The organism is Blautia glucerasea, assembly GCF_013304385.1.
Taxonomy (GTDB): domain Bacteria; phylum Bacillota; class Clostridia; order Lachnospirales; family Lachnospiraceae; genus Blautia_A; species Blautia_A ammoniilytica.
Genome location: NZ_JAAITU010000028.1, coordinates 1 through 23,768 on the forward strand (window position 1 = coordinate 1; position 23,768 = coordinate 23,768).

Below are 23,768 nucleotides of genomic sequence, written 5' to 3' on the forward strand. Positions count from 1 at the left end.
GGTGCGCAGGAGAAGTATGTCATGCAATTGCATGACATACTTCTCCTGCGCACCTCTGCAATCCTGCCGGAGGCTATATCAGCTGGGGGATTGACTCCCACCACTGATACCAGCTTGTTTCTCACCACCTATAGAGGTGGGAGTCATCTCCCAGCTGATGTATTTTGACTGGTAACTGAACTACTGCATATTTTTTATAATACAGATTCGATCAATGTCCTGGTGTAATCGGTTTTAGGATGATCGATCACCTGCTCTGTTGTCCCATATTCCACCATCTTTCCGCCGTTCAGGACCATAACATGATCGCAAAATGCCTGCACCAGTGCAAGATCATGGCTGATAAAAAGAACTGTCAGGTTCTCATTGTGTTTTAGTTCTATCAGCAGTTCCAGTATCTGCTTCTGCACAGTCACATCCAATGCACTGGTAGCTTCATCGCAAATCAGGATGGATGGCTTTACAGCCAGTGCTCTGGCAATGGCTGCCCTCTGGCACTGACCGCCACTGACCTGATGGGGATATCGCTGTGCAAATTCCTTATCAAGCCCGCATTTTTCCAAAAGCAGCTCCACTCTCTCATTTGTTTCTCTGCGATTCATCCCCATATTACGCAGGCTTTCTCCAATCCCATCTCCTAAGGTATGTCTTGGGTCAAAGGATTCTGCAGGATTTTGAAATACCATCTGAATGTCCTGATATATGCTACGCAATGCCTTTCCTTTAGCCTTTGTAATTTCCTGATCACCTAAAAATATCTGTCCCCGGGACACATTCTCCAAACGGGTGATCATTTTTGCAATGGTGCTTTTTCCTGAGCCTGATTCCCCAACAATTCCCAGACATTCTCCTTGTTTCAGATTGAAACTCACATCATCCACTGCAGTGAATCGCTTATTGCCAGATATGAAGCTTTTACTTATATGTTCAGCCTTTAAAACAGTTTCTGCCATTTCACTCTGCCTCCGGAATCTTTCTGTGGTTCAAATGAAGCACAGAGCCCATAAGTTCCCTGGTGTAGCTATCCTTAGAATGCTCAAGGACCTTTTTTGTTTCTCCATAATCTCTGACCTGTCCATCTTTCAGCACCAGCACCTTATCTGCCATTTTTCTTACTACGCCTATGTTATGTGTGACTATAATCATAGATGTATGGTACTCCTTGCGCAGCAACAGCAATTCTTCAACAACCTGCTTTTGCACTGTCACATCAAGTGCACTGGTAGGCTCATCCGCAAGGAGCACCTTTGGCTGCATGATCATAGCGATACAGATTCCAACACGCTGGTTCATTCCACCAGACAGCTGGAATGGATAGCTTTCCAGCACACGTTCACTATCATGCAAGCCGATTTTTTCCATAATCTCCTTGGCTCGGCATCGAATCTCTTTTTTGCTGACTTTCTCATGTTCTGTCACTGCTTCATACACCTGTGCTCCAACCTTGCGCACAGGACATAATGCAGATTTGCAGTCCTGAAATACCATACCGATTTCTTTTCCCCGATATCTACACAGCTGTTTTTCATTCATTTCAGCAAGATTGTGATCCTTATACCAGATATTTCCTTTTGTTACTATTCCTTCCTGTCCCAAAAGTCCTGTAATTGCCTTTATGATCGTACTTTTACCACTTCCTGATTCTCCAACAATCCCAAGAATCTCTCCTGGTTTCAGGTCAAAGCTGATATCCTGTATCACTTCTTCACCTTCATATGAAACTGTTACATGTTCTATACGAAGCAATGAATCCATTCAAATTCCCTCTTAGCACTTAATTAACATCCAGATCTGCAGTAATCTCATAATAATCACATGGATGAGCTTCCAGTCCTGTCACATTGGATTTTGTTACGATCCCCATATTCAAATGTGATACAAAGAAAAATGCGTCATCATCCAGGATCTGCTGTTGCAGCTTCACTGCCAGTTCACCTCTTTTTTCTTTGTCAAAGGTCTGGTGCAGTTGATCTGTCAGCTTTGTTACCTCTTCGTTCTGATAATTTCCATAATTTTTAGCACCTGTTACCGTACTGGTAAAGAAATATTCCGGATCACCGGTAGGAGCCGTGGTGGTAGAGCTTACATATACATCGAAATCTCCGTTTTCTGCATAAGTTCTGTGGTCTGACGTATTATTCACCTGCAGGTCAATGCCGATTTCTTTTAAGGTAGCCTGTGCATACTCTGCTAACTTTGGCTGTTCCAGACGAGTAGGATAAGTAAGCCAGTTGATGGTCAGCTTCTGTCCATCTTTATCTGCATATCCATCCCCATCCGTATCCTTCCAGCCAGATTCCTCCAACAGCTTTTTGGCTTCCTCCGGATCATAGGACACTGTATTCACTGCATCATTTCCATAGGAAAAGCTGCTTGGAAATGCTCCTTTTGCCGGAATCCCCCGGCCTTGCATAATGACTGAGCAGAAACCTTCTTTGTCAATTCCCATTTCAACTGCCTTACGGATATTCTGGTCCTGCATCAGCTCTGAATCCATATTAAACTGACCAAAGAAGCATCTGCTGGTGGCACTGGAATGAATGGTATAATCCGGATTCTGATCAAATAAAACATAATTATCATACTGAAGACCATAGGTTCCCTGGACATCTCCTGTCTGTAATGCAGCTGTCAGGGCACTTCCATCAGCAAAAGATTTCACCGTGATTTTGTCAACTTTTACATCACCGCCCCAGTAGTCTTCATTCTTAGTCAGATCGATCTGAGTTGGTGTTACATTCGTAGCAATGTAAGGACCTGTTCCTGCTACATTTGCAGATCCTCCTTCTCCCTGAATACCATATTCCATATCAATAATGGCACCATATGGATCACCAAGATAATTGATGATTGCAGGACAAGGCTCCGTTGTATAAATCGTCAAAATCTGTCCATCAGCTTCTATATGATCAATTTTAAGATCATATGGTGCACGGTCGTGAACACTGATCAGATCTTCCAGACACTCCTTTACTGCCTGGGCATCCATAGCCCTACCGCTGGAAAACTTCACTCCGTCACGAAGAGTTATTTTTACAGTTAAATCATCTACAAATTCATAGTCTGTAGCCAGCCATGGCTCAACCTCCATGTTGTCATTGTACTTAAAAAGTGTTTCACCCACACCATAACGGATGGCACTCCAGCCAGAATAATTATCATGAGGATTCAAGCCTGCATCTCCCATTTCTTCACTGTAACCGGTGGTGCCATACACAAAGCTTTTTTCTCCCTCTGCATACACACTGGAGGCTGTGGCAGCAATAAGCATTGCTCCCGTCAAAACTGCTCCCAATATTTTTTTCTTCACCCTTTTATTATCCTTTCTTTTTATTTCTTTGTTTTGGATCCATATAATCTCTTAATGTATCTCCCAGAAGGTTAAAAATCATTACTGTAATAAAAATTGCCAGTCCGGGAGCCAGCACCATCCATGGTGAGATCTGCAGCATACTTCTGCCGTCATTGATCATACTTCCCCATTCTGCCATTGGAGGCTGCACCCCCAGTCCAAGAAAAGACAATCCGGCAAGCTCCATCATCATTGTTCCAATATCCAGAACAGAGGTGATCAGAATGGATCCAAATATATTAGGAAGTATATGTTTGAATATGATCTTGCAGGTGCCACTTCCAGATAGTCTTACAGCCATTAAATAGGGCATATCCTTTTGAGTCAGTGTAAGTCCTCTTGCAAGTCTGGCATATTTTGGCCATCCGATCACTGCCAAAGCGATCACAGCATTCTGGATCCCACCTCCCAGCACCCCTGCAACAGCAAGGGCAAAAACAAGGCTTGGAAATGCAAGAAACAGATCCGAAATGCGCATCAGAATAGTATCCGCAAGTCCTCCGATCCATCCACAGATCATGCCGATCACAGTTCCTGCCACCGTAACAATACACACAAGCAAAAGTGTTGCATAAATACTGGTAGTGCTTCCTACAAGCACTCTTGAAAACATATCCCTTCCATAGCAATCGGTTCCCATAATATTGGCCAGGCTGGGCGGCTTCTGTGCCTGTAGAAGATCCTGTGCATATGGATCATATGGACAAATATGCTTTGCAAATGCTGCCACTAATAGCAACAGCAAGGTAAGAAAAATAAGGAAATATAGCTTTCCTTTAATATGATTCTTCTTCCCTTTCTTTGCAGGGAGTATAACACCTTTTTCCGTCTGTTTCATGTTCTGTCACCTCCCAGCCGCACCCGGGGATCCAGATAATGATATAAAATATCTGTGATCAAATTGACCACCACATATATAATTGCCATCCATGCCACATAGGCCTGAATAATGGGATAATCTCGCATTGTAATGGCATCTACTGCCATCTTCCCTACCCCATCCCACATAAAAATAGTCTCCACGATCGTGGTTCCGCCTAACAGGCTTCCTATTGACAGTGCCAACAGCGTGATGATCGTAATCATGGAGGATTTCATAACATTTTTCCAGATAATAACACTTCCTCTTACGCCCCGTGCCCTGGCTCCTGTCACATAATCTTTGTTCAGTTCTTCCAGAACCGTTGTACGCACCTGTCTTGTATATTTAGATGCCATGGAAATCGCAAGCGTCAGTGTTGGCAAAACCAGGCTCAAAGCCATATTATCCGTTGTAATGACAGGCAGCCAGCCAAGCTTAATAGAAAACAAATACATCAACACCAGTGCCGCAAAGAAATTAGGCATAGAATTTCCAATAAAACTGAAGAAACGGATCAAATAATCAACCCATCGGTTATGTCTTACTGCAGAATAGATCCCCAGTGGAATCGCAATCAGCATTGTAAGAACTACTGAGGATACGGTAAGCACAATGGTTGACGGAAGCTTTTCGATAAACGTATCATATACGTCTCTTTTGGAGACATAGCTTTTTCCCATATCTCCTGTAATCATTCCGCAAAACCATTTTCCGTATTGGACAAGAAAGGGTTTATCCAAACCATATTCTTTTCTGGTGGCATCAATCACTTCCTGTGAAACCGCTGATCCTGCATTTTCATACATATATGTAACTGCATCCCCACCTGCCAAACGCATCATCGCAAAGGATAAAAAGGTAATCCCTATAAGAATCGGGATTAGTTGAAGCAGTCTTTTTAAAATATATTTTGTCATGGATGCTCCTTTATTTTTGAATAGATCATTCAGATAATCGACTGGTAAGAAAATCCAGAAATTCCTGTATGCATTCTTCCGGCTCCTCGTCTTTATGGATCACATACCCAAAACATACTCTGCTTTTTCCCGGTTCCAGTGGTATTCCCCACATGGTTCCGGTTTTATTTTCAGAAAGATAACTTCCGCTTATATTGGAAACATTACTGTTCTTCAGCATCTTTTCCATAATATAATCGCTGTTGGTTAAAACAGAAATATCCATATTCTTCCACTTAAAACGGCTGTCTTCAATTGCTCCTATATCAAAAAATTCATCCTGATAATTTTGTATGAACCGCATCTTTTCCAAATCATCCGATAAGATCCTGTCTCTCTTTAAACGATAAAAATCTGTATTTTGCCCTGGATACAAAATGGTATCTGTTTCCTGCATTATGACAAACTCCATTTTATTTTTACCCAGTTCATGCAAAAAACTCCCCATTTGATGATTTAATATATAAACAAAGCCTATATCATCCACATAATCCCTGACACGTTCCATAACGTCTCTTACTCCTGCTGCAGTAATCTGGAAATGGTATCCCCGTTCACTGGTTTTATTATAAAAATCAACGAACTGATTTGCGAACCAGGAACTGGGATTCATGGAGATTCTGATCCATTTTGTCATCCCATGGGAAACCATATTCTCCAGGGCTTCCATTTCATTTGTGATTTTACAGGCATATTGATATACCTTTTTCCCTACTGGTGTTAATCGAATACCTCTGGGTATCCGTTCAAACAGCTGGATTCCAAGGGCATCCTCCAGGCCCTTGATCACCTTACTTACGCTTGGCTGTGTGGAGTACAAAATTTTGGCTGCATCACTAAACGACCCCGTCTGGGCACATATTTTAAAATATTGTAACTGCTTTAAATCCATAAATTTCTCCATATATTTTGTGAGAACAGGATTGGATGTCTTTCTTCCTTATCCCTGCAGGTTACTTTTCGGTCCACAATAAAAACATTGGTGTAGGATTATAAAATTCATCCTTTTCACAATAAATCCTGCTGCTGATGCCCAAATCCACGTAGATTCTTTTTACACCTAATGTTTCCAGTGTCTGCAGATCCCAAGCTGGTCGGCTGCATGAACTGATGGGAAGCTGATGCTTAATCTCATCACATTCCCGCATCATATCACTTCCCAGCATATTGTGTGCATGCATCTTAGGAAGTAAAGAAGTATCTGTACTGTCTTCCAGTCCGTAATTTGCATCAAAATTCAACATAATACCGCCATTTTTCAAAACCCGCATCCACTCTCCATATGCTTTTGACGCATTAGGAAGCGTCCAGGTCAGATTTCTTGAAATCACCATGTCAAAGCAGTTATCCTCAAAGTTCAGTGTCTCTGCATCCATTACCTGGAACGTACAACTCACTCCTTCTTCTTTTGCAAGGCTTCTGGCACCTTCGATCATGTTTGGAGTCAAGTCAATACCAGTTACTCTATGTCCTTCCTTTGCAAGAAGTACAGAAAAAAATCCTGCTCCACAACCTACATCCAGAATTTTCAATTTTCTTCCCTTTTCCTGCATGCATTTATGGATTTCGTTCATCCATCTTGATGCAAGGGGACTGTGAAGTTCATCTCTGCGCTGCTTTAAAAAGCTGTCACTGCGTTTTGTCCAGTAATTGGTGATTCTTTCCTTCCTGTCATCATCTTCGTAACTAATCTGCCCATAAGTGATCATGGGGCCATCCTGCAGCACCTGCAGGGAACGTGTCTGATACAGGATCACTCCATCACTATAGGCCACACAGCATTCCAGTTCTTTCCCTTCATAATCCCGCACATATCCAAGTACATCACCAGATTCAAACAGGTCTCCTGCCTTTTTTTCAGGATACCATAAACCATTGTATGAGGCATCCTGATACTGAACATTTTTCACTTCCAAAGGATAATACTTGCGATAACTTTTATGACCATCATAAATTCCAAGGTACCGCAAAATGGTGCGTACATCCCTCTTCATGGAACGCACCTCTTCTGCATCCCAGCATCCCATTCCCCCTCTTTCCAGAAGCACACTTGGAATTCCCTGGGAGGCAGCATAATTGTAAGCACCACCGGAAACTACATCGGACTGTACCATATAAGGCACATCCACCTGCTGAGCCATATGTCTGGAAATTTCCACAGTTCTTGCATCTGCACGTCCTGCATAATATACATAAGAAGCCAGTTCCTCATAATCGTCTCCACTATGCAGATCAATATAGTAATCTGCCTTTTCCTGCAGTTCCTTAACCACTGCAAAAGCCAGCCTCTCCAGTTTTTTTCCTTCTCTTTTTCCAGGAAAAAGGCGGTTCAGATTTCCACTCTCTGCCATATCTGCACTGCCTTTTCTGGTCTCAAAAGCCTCTCGGCAAACCACTTTTACAAGGATCACTGTACCGGACATTTTCTCTGCATTCAGATCCTCTGCCAGTTCTACAGCAGACTGGATTCCCACATATTCTCCTGGATGGATCCCAGCTGTGATCAATACAGTCTTTCCCGGATTTTTCCCACGGATCACCGTTATCGGCAGAGAAAATTCTCCATTGCCAAGGGTTAAAAAGCCATGTGCCCGATGCCCTGGCTGCACTGTCAGATCACCTAATGTATAACCTTCCCATAGTTCTTGTTTTACAGCCTGTATCATGAACATAGGCGTTGATCCATAATTCAGTTTTTCTTCTGTACTCCACACCCTGTTCCATACATTGGTGTCAACTGTAACAGAAGCATGAAGCTCTGTCAGCACCTTTTCATCCCATGACGGACGCTGCTTCCCGGACAATGGAACCTGTCTGGCAATCTCTTCCATGCGATCAATATCTGTACAGAGATAATGATCATCCAGGTTTTCCTTTTCTACATTTTCCCTGTCCTTATCATAAGCCAGCCGTTTCTCCTCATCATACAGATATCCGTACCAATTGGCGTCAAAATTCAAAAGCTGTCCACCGGGACAAAGCACACGGATCCACTCCCGATAAGCCTTTACCGGATCCGGCAGATTCCAGGTCAGATTCCTGGTGATCACCACATCAAAAGTATTATCCTGAAAGTCCAGATCTTGGGCATCCATCCGATAAAATGACACATGATCCTTCTTATTTCCAAGATACTTTTCCACATTCTCTTTAGCCTTTTCCAACATTCCTTCTGTGTAATCCACAGCATCCACATAATAACCTTCGCCTGCCAGGATCACAGGAAAAAAACCTGGGCCTGTGCCAATATCCAGGATCCGCAGGCTTTCCCTGGCTTTCTGTGGAAATTTATTTTTCAGAAGCATAAGCCAGGCTTCTTTTTGTGTGCCAAGAAGCTCTTTTTCATTTACCTCTGAATATCCTTCTGTCCGTGTATTCCAGTAATCCTTAATTTCTTTCATCAGTTCTGTCAACTGTATTTCCTCCACAAGTCTCTTCCAACTGTTTCTTCTATCAATTTTTAATTTCTTATTTCAGTCTTTTCCACAAAATCTGTTAAAATGTTAGCAAAGTGGTGTGGATTCTGCAAGCCCCCTGGGGGGATAAATTATTGCTCCGCTGACCCATAAAAACAATTTGCTGAACTTCACGAAGTATGGTATACTGAATAAAATATGCAACAAGTGCAGTTCCAACTGTCTGCATCAGAAAATACCCCATCTTCACGATTCCTTAACATTCGCTGTACCAGGGGTATCAAAGCTATATGAGATTGAGGTGAAACATTATGAAATCCAATGAATCTGCAGAGAATTATCTGGAAACCATACTGATTCTCAGTAAGAAAAAACCTGTTGTGCGTTCTGTAGACATCGCAGAAGAACTGGGCTTTAAGAAGTCCAGCGTCAGCGTTGCCATGAAGAACCTCCGTGAGAAGAATCACATTACGGTGACTCCGGAAGGGTATATCTACCTTACTCCATCCGGTCAGCAGATTGCTGATATGATTTATGAGCGTCATCAGTTTCTTTCTGCATGGCTGATCCGCCTTGGAGTAGATCCTGATACAGCTACTTCAGACGCATGCCGGATCGAGCATGTGATCAGTCAGGAAAGTTTTGAAGCGATCAAGAAGCATCTTGCTCCGGAAATGCAATAATTTTCTCAAACAAAAGGGTGCCCATTGCCTGTGGTTATACAGGATGGACACCCTATTTTTATTCTGTTATTCCTGATCTGCTTTTTTCTCGTAGAAAACAGCAGAAAACGGTGATAATTTTAATGCATTTTCCCCTGCTGGGAGAATCTTGTCTTTCTTAGTATATTTCCTGTTGCCGCCATAAACTTCCATATCACTTGCCATCAGAAGATCATATTCCTCTTCAAGCCGGATCTGATATTCCTGGGTCTGATCAGAGAAATTAAACAATGCCAGGATTGTTTCTTCTTCGCTTCTGCGCTCAAAAACATATACGCATTTCTCTTCCTGATGACAGTCGATCCATTGGAACCCTTTATCTTCAAAGTCATGCCTGTACAGTGCCGGATGTTCCAAATAGCAATGATTCAGTTCCTTCATAAATCTGTGGAACTTCTCATGGATAGGAAAGTCCAATAGCATCCAGTCCAGATCTCCTACCTCGCTCCATTCTTTTAGCTGAGCTAGTTCATTTCCCATAAAATTCAATTTCAGACCGGGATGTGCATACATATACATATAAAAGGCTCTTGCCTGTGGGAATTTCCCGTCATATCCTCCATTCATTTTCTGTGCGATGGTTGCTTTCCCATGGACCACTTCATCATGAGACAGCGGAAGAAGATACTTTTCATTATAGAAATACATCATGGAAAATGTCAGCTTATGATACTGCTCCTTACGCTGCTCCGGAGAAGACTGAAAATAAGAAAGTGTATCATTCATCCATCCCAGATCCCATTTGTAATCAAAGCCAAGTCCGCCTTCAGAAACAGCCTTCGTTACTCCCTGGTAAGGTGTGGAATCCTCTGCAAACAGCATAACATCCGGTAACCGTTCCTTCAGCCCCTGATTCATGGTCTTCAAAAACTTCAGAGCTGATAAATTCTCCCCGCGATTACTATCTCCCTGCCAGTAGATCAGATTGCCAACAGCATCCATACGCAGTCCGTCAAAATGAAATTCCTGCAGCCAATAAAGAGCACAGGACTGTAAAAAGCTGCAAACCTCTCCTCTGGAATGCATAAAATTACAGCTTCCCCATTCATTGCGTCCTACTGCAATATTAGGATATTCATATAAAGCAGTTCCATCATAATTAGCCAGTGCATAATCATTAACAGCAAAATGAACCGGCACAAAATCCAGGATCACACCGATCTCATTTTTGTGGCACTGGTCAATAAAATACTTCAGATCTTCCGGCTTTCCGTAACGTGAAGTAGGACTGAAATACCCGGTTCCCTGATATCCCCAGGATTCATCACAGGGGTATTCACAAAGAGGCATTACCTCTATATAATTATATCCGTTTTTCTTCAGATAAGGAATAATAAGGCCTGCCATCTCCCGATAGGTGTACCATCTTTCTCCTGAGCCTTCTTCCGGACATTTCCAGGATCCAAAATGCATTTCATAAATATTGACTGGTTTATTCTTTCTGTCCTTGCCATTTTTCTGCCACTCTTTATCATGAAATCTGTAGTCTTTAGATGTCCAGGTAACAGAAGCTGTTCCTGGGCGTAATTCAGAATAAAATGCATAAGGATCTGCGTGATCTATAAAAGAACCATCATTTTTGTAAATCCGGTATTTGTACATCTGCCCTGATGTCACTCCCGGAATATCGCATTCCCAGAAATTGCCATCATAAATACGGTTCATAGGTGTTTCTGTCCATCCATTAAACTCACCAATAACACTTACACGATTAGCAGCCGGGGCAAATGTACGGAAGGTGACGCCCTTTTCCCACACATGTGCTCCAAGAAATTCATATGCCTGAAATTCTTTCCCGATATAAAAATTATAAAAATCCATATATTCCTCCATTAAAACCGACACCAGTTGTTTTTTTTCGATTTTAGTGTATAATAAAAATGATTTTTTATCCACCAACAATCCGAAAGAAATGTAGGTTATCCAACCAATTTGAAAAATCGTCGGGAGGCTGCTTTATGGATATACGTATTGAAAAAACAAAACAAAGCATTATCAATGCTTTTATTGAAATCCGGTCACGCAAGGAAGTAGAACGGATCACAGTGAAAGAATTATGTGAAAAAGCCCGGATCAATAAATCCACTTTTTACGCCCATTATAAGGATATCTATGATCTTTCTGATCAACTGGAAACAGAACTGGTGGATTCGATTATGGAGAATTTCAACCATCCTGAAAATCTGCTCCAAAATCCTGCTGATTTTACAAAAGAAATCTTTATGGGATATATGGCTAAAGATACCCTGATCCGTACCCTTTTTTCCGGAAGCCGCAGCAAGTTCCTTGTTCAGAAAATGGAATCTGCCTTGAAAGCCCTTGTTTTCTCTGTCTATCCTGATTATCGCAAGGATCCCCAGCTGAACATTATGTTGTCCTACCTTCTTTATGGGAGTTATTACGCTTTTTATGAAAACCGCAAGTACGGAGACGCCTCTGTGATCAATTCGATTTCCCAGTTCACTGCCAGACTTTTACCTGCATTTACATAAATAAAGTTAAAAAGAAGGAGCTGCCTATTCCCAGACAGTCCCTTCTTTTCTAATTGCAGACACTTTCCTGCATCACAGATTATTCGTGCTCCTTCAGATACTGTGCACGGCCTTCTTCATAAAGGTTATTGCCTTCGCTGTCAATAATAACTACCAGCGGCATATCCTCTACGTAAAGCTTTCTGAGAGCCTCTGCGCCCAGGTCCTCATACGCGATCAGTTCTGCCTTCTTGATACATCTGGCAAGAAGTGCACCTGCACCGCCGATGGCTCCAAAATAAACACCGGAGTATTTCTTCATTGCATCCACAACCTCCGGAAGACGGGCACCTTTTCCGATCATTCCTCTTGCTCCAACAGACATCATAGTGGGTGCATAAGCATCCATACGTCCGCTGGTGGTAGGGCCTGCAGAGCCGATCACTTTTCCTGGTTTTGCAGGAGTAGGTCCCACATAATAAATGGTGGCATCCGTCGGATCAAAGGGAAGCTTTTCTCCCTTTGCCAGTGCTTCGCACATTCTTTTGTGTCCTGCATCCCTGGATGTATAAATAGTTCCTGTAAGCAGTACCTGATCTCCGGCATGAAGTGTTTTGGCCAGTTCCTCAGTAAGAGGCAGTGTAATATGTCTTCTCTCCATTTAGATCACCTCCGTTTTATGACGGGTCACATGGCAGTTGATATTTACTGCACAAGGCATTCCGGCAATATGAGTTGGCATTGTCTCAATGTTCAGACCGATCGCTGTGGTTTTTCCACCAAAGCCCTGTGGTCCGATTCCCAGTTTATTCACCTTTTCCAGCATTTCTTTTTCAAGATCAGCATAGAATGGATCCGGGTTTTCAGTATCGATAGGGCGCATCAGTGCTTTTTTTGCAAGAAGAGCACATTTATCAAAGGTACCTCCGATACCTACACCAACCACCATTGGCGGACATGGGTTAGGACCTGCAGTCTCAACTGCTTCCAGGATGAAATCCTTGATTCCCTGAAGTCCGGCTGAAGGCTTGAACATACGGATCATGCTCATATTCTCACTTCCAAAGCCTTTCGGGCCTACCGTGATCTTAATGTTTTCACCAGGTACGATCTCTGTGTAAAGCATAGCCGGTGTATTGTCTCCTGTGTTTCCTCTGCGGACAGGATCCTTTACAACAGATTTTCTCAGATATCCATTAGTATAGCCTCTGCGCACACCTTCATCTACTGCCTCACGAAGATCTCCGCCTGTGATATGTACATCCTGACCTATTTCCAGGAACACACATGCCATTCCTGTATCCTGGCAGATCGGCACACATTCACTGTCAGCAATCTCATAGTTCTGGATGATATCATCCAAAACACCTTTTGCAATCTCTCCGTCTTCACATGCACGGCAATTTTTGATGGCACACTTTACATCTTCCGGAAGATGCTCATTTGCCTGTATGCAAAGTTTTTCCACTACGTCTGTGATCTGGCTTGCTAAAATCTCACGCATACTACTCACTCTCCTGATTTTTATTTATCATAACTGTTCAGTACTCACCAAAGATACTGCCTGCTGAATAGTTACTATTTATCAAAACTGTCAACAGTTCCTTCATGTCTTGCATACTTTGGAAGAAGCAGCGGAGAAACGTCCTCAGAATGAAGTCCTGCTTTTTCCAGTTCCTGGGCATAAGCCTGCACATGATCAAGATTCATCTTTCCAAGAGTGATCTCTTTTACCCTTGCAGCTGCAGCCTTTCCTGCGTCACGGCCAAATACGATCACATCCAGAAGAGAATTACCCATCAGACGGTTACGTCCGTGGATTCCTCCAACTGCCTCTCCTGCAACAAGCAGGTTTGGGATCACCTTTGTAAATCCGTCTCCGCCGATCTCCAGACCGCCGTTCTGATAATGAAGAGTAGGATATACAAGGATCGGAAGCTTTCTCATATCAATTCCGTAGTTCATGTACATACGAAGCATTGCAGGGATTCTCTTTTCAATGGTACCTGCACCGCTCATTTCCTCGATCATCGGAGTATCCAGCCATACACCGGTTCCGATTGGGGTTTTTACTCCCTTTCCTCTTTCTGTACACTCACGGATAATGGATGCAGCAGCTACGTCACGGGTTTCCAGCGGATGCATAAATGCTTCACCGTCTGCGTTTACAAGCATAGCACCAATAGAACGTACCTTCTCAGTAACAAGTGCACCAAAGATCTGTGACGGATAAGCAACACCTGTAGGATGATACTGAATGGTATCCTGATACAAAAGCGGTGCTCCGGCACGGTATCCAAGTACAAGTCCGTCCGCAGTTGCTCCATAATGGTTGGATGTTGGGAAGCCCTGATAATGCATACGTCCTGCACCACCTGTAGCAATGATCACAGTCTTTGCACGGGCTACCATATAATCTCCTGTCTCCATATTCAGAAGAACTGCACCTGCAACCTGTCCCTTGTCATCTTTGATCAGCTCTACTGCTGAAGTAAATTCCACAACCGGGATCTGACGGTTGATCACTTCATCGCGAAGGGTACGCATGATCTCTGCTCCTGAATAATCCTTGCATGCATGCATTCTCTTTCTGGAGGTTCCGCCGCCGTGGGTGGTCATCATATTTCCTTCTGCATCTTTATCAAACATAACACCAAGATCATTCAGCCACTGAATGGCATCCGGTGCTTCCATAACCAGTTTTTTCAAAAGTTCCGGTCTTGCAGCAAAATGTCCGCCGCCGAAAGCATCCAGATAATGCTGTACCGGTGAATCATTTGCTTTGTCAGCTGCCTGGATACCGCCCTCTGCCATCATGGTATTAGCATCACCGATACGCAGCTTTGTAACGATCATAACCTTTGCTCCGGCTTCGTGAGCTTCAATTGCTGCTGAAGATCCTGCACCGCCGCCGCCGATCACAAGCACATCTACGTCATAATCTACTTTATCAAGATCTACTTTATCTGTCAGCAGACGACTGTTGGAATGGAGAAGATGTGTCAGCTCTTTTGGAGCTTTCTGGCCTTTATTCGGTCCGATCTTAATCTCAGCAAACGCCTCTTCCCTGTAATCCGGATGAAAAGCCTTCAAAAGAGTGTCCTTCTCTTCAGCTGTCATTCTTCTAGGTTCCATGCCAATTCGTGAAGGTCTTGTTGCCTCCACTTTTTTCACGGATTCCATCATTTCTGGTGTAAACATGGCTCTTCCTCCTTATTTCTCAATCTCTCTGTGGTTGTAAAGTTCTTCCATTTCTGTAATAGGCTTCTGCATGATCTGTTCGATCAGTTCATCATATGCCCCTTCATGGATCTCTTCTACACGTTTCGCCAGATGCTCACTCTTTGGTGCAATATATTTTCCGGTAAGACGTCTTGCCAGAAGACCAACCATTGGATGGGAAATCTCTGCAGGACAACGCACAGTACAGCAGCCGCATGCGATACAGTCAAAGGACTCTTCTGCACATTTCTCAAATTCTCCGCGCTGTGCATAAGCGATATACTGCATAACATTCAGGTTCTGTGTGCAGGCTTTTGTGCAGGCATTACATCCGATACAGCTGTAGATTTCCGGATAAAGTTCCATCATAATACGCTGTTCCGGACGGATCTCATCAATCTCATAGGTTCTCTTGTCTGTTGGGAAGAATGGGATGCTTGCCACATACATACCTTCCTGTACCTGTGTCTGACAGGCCAGGCAGGTCTTCAGTTCATTTTTTCCTTTGATCCTGTACATGGTTGCACAGGCGCCGCAGAAGCCATGACGGCAGCCGCAGCCTCTTTTTAAGGTATAACCTGCATATTCCATAGCGGTCATGATCGTAAGATCAGCAGGTACTGTGTATTTTTTTCCAAAGAAATATACATTTACCATATTTTCCATGTTGTTTGATCCTTTCTTATAGTAGGTAATCGCAGTGCTTCTTTAGTACTCATCAGGTAACTGATCGATCTCATCCAGCCGGAACACCGGTCCGTCCTTGCACACATATTTGGAACCAATATTGCAGCGTCCGCACTTACCGATTCCGCATTTCATACGAAGTTCCAGTGTGGTATAAACCTGTGATCTTGAAAAGCCTAGTTCTTCCAATCCCTGAAGAACAAACTTGATCATGATCGGCGGTCCGCACACCAATGCAACTTTATTTGTATCAAATCCGATTTCTTTCAGATAGCTAGGAACAAAGCCTACATGTCCGTCCCAGCCCTCCTGCTCACGGTCAATGGTAAGATATACATTTACATCTTTTGCTTTCATCCATACATTCTGGATCTCTTTCAGCTTAACCAGGTCATCTGCGGATCGGGAACCGTACAGAATATCCACAGTTCCATAATCCTCACGATTGTCCAGCACATAATTGATCACAGAACGAAGAGGCGCCAGACCAATACCTCCGGCGATAAACAGAAGATTCTTTCCTTTCAGCTTATCCTCTACCGGGAAATGATTTCCATAAGGCCCACGCACTGTGATCTCATCTCCAACCTGCAGACTGTGCAGATAAGATGTCAGTTCTCCGCATCTTTTAATACTGAATTCCTGATATTCTTTATTGGTAGGGGAAGATGTGATGGAAAACATTCCTTCGCTGACTCCAGGTGCACAAAGCATTGCACACTGTCCGGGCATATGTTCAAAAAGCTTTCCTCCATCCGGTGCATTCACACAAAAGGTTTTCACATCCGGAGTTTCCTCGTTAATACTGGTGATAACTCCTACCTTTGGAATCAGAGTATCCAGTTTGTAGTTTTTATGGCAGGTACATTCACTCATGCTTTTTCTCCTCCCTGCTTTTCAAAGGCTTTGATCACCTTTACAATATTTAATGCTTCCGGACATTTCTCCACACAACGTCCACATCCTACACAGGAATACATGCCATCGTTGTTTGCCGGGAAATAAACCAGCTTATGCATAAATCTCTGGCGGAATCTCTGCAGCTGTGTTGTACGGTTATTACCACCTGCCATCAGCGTAAAATCAGAATACATGCAGGAATCCCAGCAGCGATAACGCTTTACGCCATGGCCTGTATCATAGTCTTTAATGTCATAGCACTGGCAGGTAGGACATACAAAGGTGCAGGTACCACATGCCAGACATGGTTTATACAGTTCATTCCATACAGGAGAATTGAATTTTTCTTCTGTAGCATTTCCATCCCAACCCTCCAGGGAAAGGTGTGTATAGGGAAGTTTTTCAATAATGGTACGGATTGCTTCTTTTTCCTTAGAAACTGCCTCCTCATCTGCTGCATCAGCATCCTGAAGAAGCTCCTTCACGCTTTCTGTAAGAGCATTTCCTTTTTCTGTAACAGCTTTCCAGAAAAGCTCTTCACCAATCATCCAGACAGCTACATCTGCCACCGGATCTGCTGCATCTGTACCGAAAACCTTGCAGAAACAGGACTCTTCCGGCTCATGGCAGGCCATGGCAACAATAGTCCCATGCTCACGCCTTGCTGCATAAAAAGTGTCTACCGGATCAGACAGAAATACTTTATCCAGAACCTCCACACCTTTTACATCACAGGCTTTCATTCCAAATACTACAAACGGATGCTCTCTTAATGCTTCCGGCTCTACAGACAGCTTCTTGCCATCACGTACACATGTATATAAAGTTTCGCTTTGTGGGAAAAAAGCATCTTTTCCTGATTTTACAGTTTTCAGGGTTGTAAGATCCACATCTGCATCTTCAGTCCACAGTGCAAAATTTGTTTGCTCTGCTTTTTTTACAGGAAGGATCAGATCCTGTTTTTCAGAAATCATCTGGAATAATGCCTTCAGATTTTCTTTTTTTATCTTATACATACATTATCCCCTTTCTGCCACAATGCCAGGCTCCACATCCTCAAATGTAAAGCTGGTAAGCGGACCTTTTGATTCAGCATCTGCACCTGCCTGATATTCTCCATAGAACTGATCGATGTCTTTGATGAATTTACGGTTGAAAAGATGAAGAGGAATTCCCTGTGGGCAGACACGGCTGCACTCTCCACAGTCTGTGCATCTTCCTGCTACATGGAATGCACGGATGATGTGGAACATCTTTTCTTCAAAATCATCCACATTTGCTTTCTGGGCACTGTCAAATTTGGTACTGTCAAATACGCATCTGCGGCAGCTGCATGCAGGACAAGCATTGCGGCAGGCATTGCAGCGGATACATTTACTCAGTTCTTTCTGGAAGAATTCAAATCTTTCCTTTGGAGACATTGCTTCGATCCGTTCCACTTCTGCAAAGCGGTCAGCATCTTTTGTATCCTTGGACTCACCGATGATCTCATCATAGATCATATGCTCTTTGCCCTTACATACATGGCATCTTTCCAGCATTGCATCTTTATAGGAAACAGTTTTGCTGCCATAAATTGTTTCAATTTCAAGGTTCTCGCAATCATCAGTAAGCTTTGCTCCGGTGATTTTCTGGATTCCCTTGATTCCCATTTTGCGAAGCTTTTCCACATCCAGCTTACCTTTACAGCCTACACCGATAATATAGGCTTTTTCACGGTCTACCCTGTGCTCTTTAATCAGCTGATTAAAGCTGTATGTGTCACACGGCTTCAGACAGACAAGGGTTTTTCCTTCCAGCTTGGAAGCTTCGATCATCATCTTGCTTAAATTTGCTCCGCAAAAGCCATCGTAAACGAATTCATCCAGGCTTTCCGGTGTTTCAAAATATGCTGCTTCAGGATTGTAAGGCAGGTCTCCGGCTCTCCAGCCAAGAACACGGGCTACCGTATTATCTGCCAGCAGCTCTTTTGCACGGCTAATCAGTTCCTGCATCTTATATCCTCCAATCTTACATTCTTGCCAAGAGAATGGATCTTCTCCACAAACTCATTCATGGTCTGGGAGAACTTAACACCTTCTGCTGCAGATACCCATTCCACACGGGTACGTCCATTTTCCACACCAATAAAATCAAGCATGGAGAACAAAAGTGTCATTCTTCTTCTTGCATAATAGTTTCCGGTTGTATAATGGCAGTCTCCCGGATGACATCCACAAAGGATCACTCCGTCTGCCCCTTTTTCAAAAGCACGGAGGATAAACATAGGATTCACACGGCAGGAACATGGAACACGGATGATCTTTACATCTGCCGGATAAACCAGACGGCTGCTTCCTGCCAGGTCTGCACCTGCATAACTGCACCAGTTGCAGCAGAACGCTACGATTTTAGGCCTGAATTCTTCTTTTGCTTCTATCGACATATTGCATCTACCTCCGCTATGATCTGTCTGTTGGAGAATCCCTGAAGATCCATCGCTCCGGATGGACAGGTAACTGTACATGCACCACAGCCCTGACAAAGTGCATTGTTCACAACTGCCACACGCCTCGTCTCACGTACTCCATGGTCATTCACCTGTACATCCTCATAGGAAATAGCTCCATATGGGCATACATTCATACACTGGGAACATCCGTTACATGCAAGAGGATCTGCCTTTGCTGTACATGGGTTTGTAGTCAGCTTGTCTTTTGCCAGTAATCCGATTGCTTTTACTGCTGCTGCTCCAGCCTGTGCAACGGTTTCCGGAATATCCTTTGGTCCCTGGCACACTCCGGACAGGAAGATACCTGCGGTTGGTGATTCTACAGGACGAAGCTTTGCATGGGCTTCAGTAAGGAAATTGTTGGTATCAATACTTGCAGTAAGCATGGTTGCGATTTTACGTACATCTTTATTTGGCTCAATGGCAGCTGCAAGCACAACCATATCTGCCTCCATCAGGATCTGTTTATTGTCCAGAAGGTCTGATGCCTGTACCATTAAAGTTCCGTCCGGCTGAGGAATGACCTTGCCAACCTGGCCTTTAATATAATTTACTCCATACTCTTCTACAGCTCTTCTGTAGAACTCATCAAAGTTCTTTCCAGGAGTACGTACATCAATATAAAATACGGTCACATTCGTATCCGGGTATTTATCTCTGATCAGCATTGCATGCTTTGCTGTATACATACAGCAGATCTTGGAGCAGTAGCTTTTTCCTCTGTTATCAGAGCAGCGGCTTCCCACACACTGTACAAACACAATATTCTTCGGTGCTTTTCCATCGGAAAGGCGCTCCAGATGACCCTTTGTAGGTCCTGCTGCATTCATCAAACGCTCCAGCTCCAGGGAAGTGATCACATCCTTGCTCTGGCTGTAAGCATATTCATCATATTGATCAAGCTTGATCACATCAAAGCCGGTTGCCACAACAATGGCTCCGTATTTCTTTGTTACGATCTCGTCCTGCTGTTCATAATCAATGGCTCCTGCTGCACAGTTCTTGGCGCAGGCACCGCATTTGCCGGTTTTGAACTTAATACAGTTCTCACGATCGATCACAGGTACATTTGGAATGGCCTGTGCAAAAGGAATATAAATGGCACTACGGTTGTTCAGTCCACGGTTAAATTCGTTAGGAATCTTCTTGGATGGACATTTCTGGGAACATACACCACAGCCTGTACATTTGCTCATGTCTACGCTTCTGGCTTTTTTACGGATATCTACTGTAAAATCTCCTACAAAGCCGCTTACCTTCTCAACTTCGCTGTATGTATAGATATTGATCTTCTCATGAGCTGCAGCTTCTACCATCTTAGGGGTAAGGATACATGCGGAGCAGTCCAGGGTTGGGAATGTCTTGTCCAGCTGGGACATTCTTCCACCAATACTTGGAAGCTTTTCCACAATATCCACTTCATATCCTGCATCTGCAATATCAAGTGCAGACTGGATACCGGCAATACCACCGCCGATCACCAGGGCTCTTTTTGTAACCTGACTCTCTCCTGGCTGAAGAGGCGCATCCAGATTAACCTTTGCAATGGCTGCTCTTGCAAGAATCACAGCTTTCTTGGTTGCTTCCTCCATATCTTTGTGGATCCAGGAGCAGTGCTCACGGATATTTGCGATCTCTACCATGTATGGATTCAGACCTGCCTTTTCCGCTGCTTTGCGGAAAGTAGCCTCATGCATACGTGGGGAACAGGAACATACTACAACTCCTGTCAGATGTTTCTCTTTAATTGCATTAATGATCTTGGACTGTCCTGCTTCAGAGCACATATACTGATAATCCTCTGCATGGACTACTCCTGGCTCCATTTTTGCCATTTCAACTACTTTTTTTACATCTACTGTGGCTGCGATATTGGTACCACAGTGACATACAAATACACCTATTCTCTGCACCAGTCTCTCACCTCCTGTATCTTCTGAATGCACTGACTAACAGCTGCTGAGGCGTTTCATCATCAAGAAGCTCCGGGATCTCATCTGCTTTCAGATAATTCTGTCCCTTCTCCCTGATCACGATCTGTCTTGCAGCATCGATCAGTTTTCCTGGTTTTACATCTCTTGGGCAACGCTCCACACATGCAAAGCAGGAAAGACATTTCCACAGGGATTTTGACTGGGCAAGTGCCTCGATATCCCCATTCTGTACATAAGATACAAACTGATGTGGTTTGATATCCATCTCATTAAATGCCGGACAGGTTGCAGAGCATTTACCGCATTTCATACATTTCAGAGGATTTACTCCTGAGATCTCTTTGATCCGTTCTGCAGCATTTGCAGTATTTCCATATGTATAAGCACTCATTACTCTGCCACCTCCTCTTTCACGCCCAGTGCTTCCGCAAGAAGCTCTGTGAAATAGTATACAGGAAGTTTTCCGTTTCCGTTCTTTTTCAGGTTATACATGCAAAGCGGACAGGCTGTGATCAGCATCTCTGCCCCAAAACCTTCTGCACTGTCCATGATCTTTTTGCACATATTCTGTGCCATGTCCTTTTCTTTCAGGGAAATATATCCACCGCAGCATTCATTACGGAAAGGATAGATCACCGGCTCACCACCGATAGCACGGATAAAATCTTCTATAATGGAAGGATTTTCCGGATTATCAAATCCCAGTATTTTCCCGGGTCTTAACAAAAGGCACCCATAATAAGCACCTATTTTTCTGCCCTTTAACGGATTTACAACCTTTTCTTTGATCTTATCAAAGCCTACCCTGTCTCTTAATACTTCCAGGTAATGGAGAACGGTTGTTTCTCCTGCATAGGGTGTTTCAAATTTCAGGTAATTGTTGGCTCTGGTGCGGATATCCTCCACATTTTGCATGTCGTCATTGACTCTTTTGATCACATGATGACAGGCGGAACAGACTGTTACCAGATCCTGGCCTTTTTCCCTGGCCTGCTCCAATGCACGGACAGAAGAAAGCTTTGTGGCAATTTCATCGCTTCCCAGCGGATAAACACCGCCGCAGCACTGCCAGTCTTCGATTTCTTCCAGTTCAAATCCAAGCGCCTTGGCAGAAGCCCTGGCATAGGTATCCAGGTCTTTTGCTTTGTTTTTCAGGGTACATCCCGGATAATAACTGTACTTCATAATCCTGCTATCCTTTCTTTGTTTCTTAGCATTTTCTATCGTTTTTTCAGCAAATCTATTTATATATACAGCAACCTTTTTATCTTGTTTTCCGGCTGCTGGTATATTCAGAAATTAATAGGAATCAACACGTTATTTTGTATTTTAAAATCAAATCAAGACTATTTTGGACATAATAGGGGAGCCGCAAGCGGCTCCCAATATATACGTAATTTTACAGATTGATCTGTGCAATAACATTTTTCAGGGCGTCAGCACTCTTTCTCAACTGTTCAATTTCATTCTTATTCATACGCATTGGTACTTTTCCCTGGATACCATTAGGTCCTACCAAGGTAAGTGTGCTTAAGCATACGTCTTCAATACCATACTCTCCATGCATCATGGAAGAAACAGTGGTAATAGTATCAGATGCTGCAAGTACCAGATTGACCAGCTTGCATACGGTTACAGATACAGCATAGAAAGTAGCCCCTTTCTTTGCAATGATCTGACCGCCGGACTTCTGGACATAATTCAACATTGCCTCTTTATCAATTGGCTGGATCTCTTTTCCAAGTGCTTTCATATTCTCATAATATTCATCCACACTTACTCCTGAGATATAAGCGCCTGTCCACGGAATAAAGGAAGTATCCCCATGCTCACCGAATACATATGCATGGATATTTGCCTGTGCTACCTTGAAATGCTCAGAAATACCGCAACGAAGACGTGCTGTATCCAGCAGTGTACCGGAACCGATCACCTGTTTCTCCGGAATACCGGAGATCTTGGTAAATACATAAGTCATAATATCTACCGGATTGCTTACGATAATGTAAATAGCATTTGGAGCTTCCTTTGCGATCTTTGGAGCAATGTCTTTCATAATATTTACATTCGTCTGTGTAAGCTCGATCCTGGTCTGTCCCGGCTTTCTGGCAATCCCGGATGTAATAATTACAATGTCAGAGTCCCTAGCATCTTCATATTCTCCTGCGATCATGGAAATCGGACTTCTAAAACAGGTACCCTGAAGGATATCCATCACTTCACCTTCTACCTTTTCCTTGTTAATATCAATCATAACGATTTCAGACGCAATCGCCTCACTTGCCAAAGTATAAGCGATGGTAGAACCTACGCTACCTGCACCAATAATAGTAATTTTGCTACTCATAACCTGTTCCTTCCTTCTTCCTCTCGTCTTTTTTTTAACAATTATCTGAATAAAAAAACAGAACCACAACTTTCATCTTCTGCTCTACCAATATTTTCATTCAAATACAGGCATATTCCCTCTTCTCCGCATAAATAGAATTTAGTTCAGTTCCGCATTACTAAGATACCATAATGATAATATTTTAACAAGTTTTTTTTTTGTATTTCAAGAATATCAGCATGTTGCACATTTTTTATCGTTAATTTTTAAGCATATTGTATTAAATTAAGAACTCAAGATCATTTTTTGAACATGTGTCCATTTCTGTATATTTTTAAACAGCTACGGTGCTTTTACGCTTTAAATTTTTACAAAAAAAGAACCATTGTGATAAAAAATTATCACACAGTTACCCAACACATTCTC

General features: G+C 43.1%; 22 protein-coding genes. 2 read left to right on the forward strand and 20 right to left on the reverse strand.

Annotated elements, in window-relative coordinates; translation table 11 throughout:
* Positions 1 to 194: 194 nt before the first annotated feature.
* The 7 genes from G5B11_RS11420 to G5B11_RS11450 all read right to left on the reverse strand — a co-directional run bounded on the left by G5B11_RS11420 (position 195) and on the right by G5B11_RS11450 (position 8,583).
* The gene (locus tag G5B11_RS11420; RefSeq protein ID WP_173728250.1) at positions 195 to 953 is read right to left on the reverse strand and encodes an ABC transporter ATP-binding protein; all 759 of its coding nucleotides are present in this window, start codon (positions 951 to 953) and stop codon (positions 195 to 197) included.
* 1 nt (position 954) lies between these two features.
* Positions 955 to 1,755, reverse strand: coding sequence for an ABC transporter ATP-binding protein (locus G5B11_RS11425; RefSeq protein WP_173728252.1), 801 nt, complete (start codon positions 1,753 to 1,755; stop codon positions 955 to 957).
* A 19-nt stretch (positions 1,756 to 1,774) separates the two neighbouring features.
* Positions 1,775 to 3,310 carry an ABC transporter substrate-binding protein gene (locus tag G5B11_RS11430; protein ID WP_173728254.1) on the reverse strand — a complete coding sequence of 512 codons (1,536 nt, stop codon included), beginning with the start codon at positions 3,308 to 3,310 and terminating at the stop codon, positions 1,775 to 1,777.
* A gap of 7 nt (positions 3,311 to 3,317) precedes the next feature.
* Complete coding sequence (gene nikC, locus G5B11_RS11435; protein WP_173728256.1) at positions 3,318 to 4,190, reverse strand: nickel transporter permease; 873 nt, start codon at positions 4,188 to 4,190, stop codon at positions 3,318 to 3,320.
* Positions 4,187 to 5,131 carry a nickel ABC transporter permease gene (nikB, locus tag G5B11_RS11440; RefSeq protein WP_173728257.1) on the reverse strand — a complete coding sequence of 315 codons (945 nt, stop codon included), beginning with the start codon at positions 5,129 to 5,131 and terminating at the stop codon, positions 4,187 to 4,189. Before nikB ends, nikC begins: the two co-directional genes overlap by 4 nt.
* 25 nt (positions 5,132 to 5,156) lie before the next feature.
* Positions 5,157 to 6,062 (reverse strand): LysR family transcriptional regulator, encoded by a 906-nt coding sequence (locus G5B11_RS11445; RefSeq protein ID WP_173728258.1) that lies wholly within the window; start codon positions 6,060 to 6,062, stop codon positions 5,157 to 5,159.
* 61 nt (positions 6,063 to 6,123) lie between these two features.
* Positions 6,124 to 8,583 (reverse strand): methyltransferase domain-containing protein, encoded by a 2,460-nt coding sequence (locus tag G5B11_RS11450; RefSeq protein ID WP_244092992.1) that lies wholly within the window; start codon positions 8,581 to 8,583, stop codon positions 6,124 to 6,126.
* Positions 8,584 to 8,897: 314 nt separating this feature from the next.
* Between G5B11_RS11450 and G5B11_RS11455 the strand changes: the two genes are divergently transcribed.
* Positions 8,898 to 9,269 (forward strand): metal-dependent transcriptional regulator, encoded by a 372-nt coding sequence (locus G5B11_RS11455; protein WP_158421779.1) that lies wholly within the window; start codon positions 8,898 to 8,900, stop codon positions 9,267 to 9,269.
* A 66-nt stretch (positions 9,270 to 9,335) separates the two neighbouring features.
* Here G5B11_RS11455 and glgB read toward each other — a convergent pair whose 3' ends face one another.
* Positions 9,336 to 11,129, reverse strand: coding sequence for a 1,4-alpha-glucan branching protein GlgB (gene glgB / locus G5B11_RS11460; RefSeq protein WP_173728260.1), 1,794 nt, complete (start codon positions 11,127 to 11,129; stop codon positions 9,336 to 9,338).
* A 137-nt stretch (positions 11,130 to 11,266) separates the two neighbouring features.
* On the opposite strand from glgB, the gene G5B11_RS11465 reads away from it, so the two are divergent.
* Entirely contained in the window at positions 11,267 to 11,800 is a 534-nt protein-coding gene (locus G5B11_RS11465; protein ID WP_158421781.1) for a TetR/AcrR family transcriptional regulator, read from the forward strand.
* A 79-nt stretch (positions 11,801 to 11,879) separates the two neighbouring features.
* On the opposite strand, the gene G5B11_RS11470 is transcribed toward G5B11_RS11465, so the two are convergent.
* The 12 genes from G5B11_RS11470 to G5B11_RS11525 all read right to left on the reverse strand — a co-directional run bounded on the left by G5B11_RS11470 (position 11,880) and on the right by G5B11_RS11525 (position 23,360).
* Positions 11,880 to 12,440, reverse strand: a complete 561-nt coding sequence (locus G5B11_RS11470; protein ID WP_173728261.1) for a Fe-S-containing hydro-lyase — start codon at positions 12,438 to 12,440, stop codon at positions 11,880 to 11,882.
* A complete protein-coding gene (locus tag G5B11_RS11475) occupies positions 12,441 to 13,283 on the reverse strand; it encodes a fumarate hydratase (protein ID WP_158421783.1) in 843 nt (280 codons plus the stop codon). It abuts the gene before it with no gap.
* Positions 13,284 to 13,357: 74 nt separating this feature from the next.
* Positions 13,358 to 14,980, reverse strand: coding sequence for an FAD-dependent oxidoreductase (locus G5B11_RS11480; protein WP_158421784.1), 1,623 nt, complete (start codon positions 14,978 to 14,980; stop codon positions 13,358 to 13,360).
* A 12-nt stretch (positions 14,981 to 14,992) separates the two neighbouring features.
* Positions 14,993 to 15,667, reverse strand: coding sequence for a 2Fe-2S iron-sulfur cluster-binding protein (locus G5B11_RS11485; protein ID WP_158421785.1), 675 nt, complete (start codon positions 15,665 to 15,667; stop codon positions 14,993 to 14,995).
* A gap of 42 nt (positions 15,668 to 15,709) precedes the next feature.
* On the reverse strand, positions 15,710 to 16,564 hold the full coding sequence (locus G5B11_RS11490; protein WP_158421786.1) for an FAD/NAD(P)-binding protein: 855 nt from the start codon (positions 16,562 to 16,564) through the stop codon (positions 15,710 to 15,712).
* Complete coding sequence (locus G5B11_RS11495) at positions 16,561 to 17,604, reverse strand: 4Fe-4S dicluster domain-containing protein (protein WP_158421787.1); 1,044 nt, start codon at positions 17,602 to 17,604, stop codon at positions 16,561 to 16,563. Before G5B11_RS11495 ends, G5B11_RS11490 begins: the two co-directional genes overlap by 4 nt.
* A 3-nt stretch (positions 17,605 to 17,607) precedes the next feature.
* The gene (locus tag G5B11_RS11500) at positions 17,608 to 18,582 is read right to left on the reverse strand and encodes a 4Fe-4S dicluster domain-containing protein (RefSeq protein ID WP_158421788.1); all 975 of its coding nucleotides are present in this window, start codon (positions 18,580 to 18,582) and stop codon (positions 17,608 to 17,610) included.
* Positions 18,570 to 19,013, reverse strand: coding sequence for a hydrogenase iron-sulfur subunit (locus G5B11_RS11505; RefSeq protein WP_158421789.1), 444 nt, complete (start codon positions 19,011 to 19,013; stop codon positions 18,570 to 18,572). The genes G5B11_RS11500 and G5B11_RS11505 overlap by 13 nt, the downstream gene beginning before the upstream one ends.
* On the reverse strand, positions 19,004 to 20,992 hold the full coding sequence (locus G5B11_RS11510) for a CoB--CoM heterodisulfide reductase iron-sulfur subunit A family protein (RefSeq protein ID WP_158421790.1): 1,989 nt from the start codon (positions 20,990 to 20,992) through the stop codon (positions 19,004 to 19,006). The genes G5B11_RS11505 and G5B11_RS11510 overlap by 10 nt, the downstream gene beginning before the upstream one ends.
* Before the next feature lie 7 nt (positions 20,993 to 20,999).
* The gene (locus G5B11_RS11515; protein WP_158421791.1) at positions 21,000 to 21,404 is read right to left on the reverse strand and encodes a 4Fe-4S dicluster domain-containing protein; all 405 of its coding nucleotides are present in this window, start codon (positions 21,402 to 21,404) and stop codon (positions 21,000 to 21,002) included.
* Complete coding sequence (locus G5B11_RS11520) at positions 21,404 to 22,198, reverse strand: CoB--CoM heterodisulfide reductase iron-sulfur subunit B family protein (protein WP_158421792.1); 795 nt, start codon at positions 22,196 to 22,198, stop codon at positions 21,404 to 21,406. The genes G5B11_RS11515 and G5B11_RS11520 overlap by 1 nt, the downstream gene beginning before the upstream one ends.
* Positions 22,199 to 22,412: 214 nt before the next feature.
* The gene (locus G5B11_RS11525) at positions 22,413 to 23,360 is read right to left on the reverse strand and encodes an L-lactate dehydrogenase (protein WP_158421793.1); all 948 of its coding nucleotides are present in this window, start codon (positions 23,358 to 23,360) and stop codon (positions 22,413 to 22,415) included.
* Positions 23,361 to 23,768 lie beyond the last annotated feature (408 nt).

Coding starts and splice junctions, on each gene's coding strand:
- G5B11_RS11420 (WP_173728250.1), bottom strand. CDS start 953: ATGGCAGAAACTGTTTTAAAGGCTGAACATATAAGTAAAAGCTTCATA.
- G5B11_RS11425 (WP_173728252.1), bottom strand. CDS start 1,755: ATGGATTCATTGCTTCGTATAGAACATGTAACAGTTTCATATGAAGGT.
- nikC (WP_173728256.1), bottom strand. CDS start 4,190: ATGAAACAGACGGAAAAAGGTGTTATACTCCCTGCAAAGAAAGGGAAG.
- nikB (WP_173728257.1), bottom strand. CDS start 5,131: ATGACAAAATATATTTTAAAAAGACTGCTTCAACTAATCCCGATTCTT.
- G5B11_RS11445 (WP_173728258.1), bottom strand. CDS start 6,062: ATGGATTTAAAGCAGTTACAATATTTTAAAATATGTGCCCAGACGGGG.
- G5B11_RS11455 (WP_158421779.1), top strand. CDS start 8,898: ATGAAATCCAATGAATCTGCAGAGAATTATCTGGAAACCATACTGATT.
- glgB (WP_173728260.1), bottom strand. CDS start 11,129: ATGGATTTTTATAATTTTTATATCGGGAAAGAATTTCAGGCATATGAA.
- G5B11_RS11465 (WP_158421781.1), top strand. CDS start 11,267: ATGGATATACGTATTGAAAAAACAAAACAAAGCATTATCAATGCTTTT.
- G5B11_RS11470 (WP_173728261.1), bottom strand. CDS start 12,440: ATGGAGAGAAGACATATTACACTGCCTCTTACTGAGGAACTGGCCAAA.
- G5B11_RS11475 (WP_158421783.1), bottom strand. CDS start 13,283: ATGCGTGAGATTTTAGCAAGCCAGATCACAGACGTAGTGGAAAAACTT.
- G5B11_RS11480 (WP_158421784.1), bottom strand. CDS start 14,980: ATGTTTACACCAGAAATGATGGAATCCGTGAAAAAAGTGGAGGCAACA.
- G5B11_RS11485 (WP_158421785.1), bottom strand. CDS start 15,667: ATGGAAAATATGGTAAATGTATATTTCTTTGGAAAAAAATACACAGTA.
- G5B11_RS11490 (WP_158421786.1), bottom strand. CDS start 16,564: ATGAGTGAATGTACCTGCCATAAAAACTACAAACTGGATACTCTGATT.
- G5B11_RS11495 (WP_158421787.1), bottom strand. CDS start 17,604: ATGTATAAGATAAAAAAAGAAAATCTGAAGGCATTATTCCAGATGATT.
- G5B11_RS11500 (WP_158421788.1), bottom strand. CDS start 18,582: ATGCAGGAACTGATTAGCCGTGCAAAAGAGCTGCTGGCAGATAATACG.
- G5B11_RS11505 (WP_158421789.1), bottom strand. CDS start 19,013: ATGTCGATAGAAGCAAAAGAAGAATTCAGGCCTAAAATCGTAGCGTTC.
- G5B11_RS11515 (WP_158421791.1), bottom strand. CDS start 21,404: ATGAGTGCTTATACATATGGAAATACTGCAAATGCTGCAGAACGGATC.
- G5B11_RS11520 (WP_158421792.1), bottom strand. CDS start 22,198: ATGAAGTACAGTTATTATCCGGGATGTACCCTGAAAAACAAAGCAAAA.
- G5B11_RS11525 (WP_158421793.1), bottom strand. CDS start 23,360: ATGAGTAGCAAAATTACTATTATTGGTGCAGGTAGCGTAGGTTCTACC.